Annotated in this window: 2 protein-coding genes; both read left to right on the plus strand. The window is 66.7% G+C overall.

Going from position 1 to position 1,468, the window contains the following annotated elements; translation table 11 throughout:
* On the plus strand, positions 1–206 hold a 206-nt coding region (locus AB0E19_RS38660), incomplete at its 5' end, for a DUF3014 domain-containing protein (RefSeq protein WP_362189918.1).
* A 136-nt stretch (positions 207–342) separates the two neighbouring features.
* Positions 343–1,468, plus strand: a 1,126-nt coding sequence (locus AB0E19_RS38665) for an aspartyl protease family protein (RefSeq protein WP_362189921.1), incomplete at its 3' end; no start/stop codon positions are given.

Genomic DNA, 1,468 nt, shown 5'->3' on the forward strand with positions numbered 1-1,468 from the left:
CGGTGATCGACCACCTGCTGGAGACCCCGGAACCGGCGCGGCCGGTGGCGGTGGTGCGTGATGAACGGGGCCGCTACCGCTTTGTCGATTCCGATCTGCAGTCGCGTTCAGTGGGGCAGAAGGCACTGCTGCGCATGGATGCCACGCAGGAGCGTGCGGTGAAACAGCAACTGCGCGCGATCCGAAGTTCAATCACACGTGGCTGAAGGCTGCAGCGGCAGATGTCATCGCCACCGTGATACGGTCGGCGTCGGGTAGACAGGAGTAACCTCGATGCATCGAATGTGGTTGGGAGTGAGTGCGTTGGTTGCCACGGCAGTGGCTTCGGCTGCCGCCGTGGAGATGCCGGACGGCGAACTGAGCGATCCCTATCGCTACACCCGCAGCGTGCGCCTCGCGGAACTGGGAAGGCTGCAGGCGCTGGGCAAGGCCCAGGGGGCAAAGGGACTGCTTGGCCAGGCGGGCTTCTACCGGGTGCGTGGTGAGCTGGAACGCTCCAGCAAAGCCGCCCAGCAATGCCTGCAGGCCGTGGCCAGTGAACCGGCCGACAGCGTGAAGGGGGTTGAGTACCTGTGCTCGGCCACCCTGGCCGGAAATCTGCTGCTGCAGGGCGATATCGCCGGATGGGCAACGCAGATGCTGAAGGTCCGCACGCTGCTGGAGCGCGATATCCGGCCGTTGTTGAAACGCCAGGTGGGCGACATCCATCTTGCCGGCATCAGTGAGCCGCATTTCGAGCGCTTCACCGCCTGGCCGCGCAATGCGCTGGCAGTGCCGGCGCCAGCCAGCGATGTCAGCGTTCCCCTGCAGATGAACAACGAACTGCCGACGCTCGCCCTGAAGGTCCGTACCGCCACCGGCGAACGCGAGGTGCGCGTGCATCTGGACAGCGGTGCGGCGCATTCGCGCATCGGGCGCACACTGGCGGCCGAACTCGGGCTGGCGCTGACCGAAGGTTTCATGGTGGCCGATGGCAAGCCCGGGCAGTTGTACGCGCTGGCGGCGCCGGCCGATCTCGAGATCGGCGGTCTGCCGGTGCGCGGCGTGTCCTTCGCAGTGCTGGGCCAGGACGACCTGCCACGCATCGGCCTGGACGTGCTGCGCGCGCTGGGCCGGGTGCGCATCAACAAGGATGCGCTGCTGATTCAGGCCACTGCCACCCCGGTGCCGTGCACGCGGCGGATGGCCACGCTGTCGACGCTGTGGGGGGATGCATATGACGTCCGTTATCCGATCCGCGCCGGCAAGCAGAACGTGCTGGTCAAGGTGGATACCGGCTTCAATGGCGCCTTCCAGGCCCGTGGAACGCTGCCGGCAGCGCCGCCCGCGTCTGCGATCCGGCGCAAGAACGTGATCACCACTGCGGGCAGCGAAGACATCCAGTACGTAGAGGCGACCACGCCGGTGATGATCGGCGAGGAAGTGCTGAACCTGCCGGTGGACATCGGCCTGACACCGGGGCCTGACC

The sequence above is a fragment of the Streptomyces sp. NPDC047974 genome (genome assembly GCF_040653375.1).
GTDB lineage: Bacteria > Actinomycetota > Actinomycetes > Streptomycetales > Streptomycetaceae > Streptomyces.